This window comes from Neisseria sp. P0001.S005, assembly GCF_051963715.1.
Map to the genome: position 1 here is coordinate 1 of NZ_JBQCTZ010000747.1, position 374 is coordinate 374.

Annotated in this window: 1 pseudogene; it reads left to right on the forward strand. The window is 55.1% G+C overall.

The annotated features are described in order from the left end of the window. A pseudogene (gene gyrB / locus ACTHSP_RS22670) lies at nucleotides 1-374 on the forward strand (DNA gyrase subunit B); the annotation flags it as partial.

The following is a 374-nucleotide window of genomic DNA, read 5'->3' on the forward strand; positions in this document are numbered from 1 at the left end:
ACCGCACTGCGCCAAGTGATGACCCGCACCATCAACAACTATATCGAAGCCAACGAAGTGGCTAAAAAAGCCAAAGTGGAAACCGCCGGCGACGATATGCGTGAAGGTCTGACCTGCGTTTTGTCCGTCAAACTGCCCGATCCGAAATTCTCATCGCAAACCAAAGACAAACTGGTTTCCAGCGAAATCGGCCCTGTCGTCAACGAAGTCATCAACCAAGCCTTGACCGACTTCCTTGAAGAAAACCCGACCGAAGCCAAAATCATCACCAGCAAAATCGTCGATGCCGCCCGCGCGCGCGAAGCCGCCCGCAAAGCACGCGAAATTACCCGCCGCAAAGGCGTGATGGACGGTTTGGGCCTGCCGGGCAAACT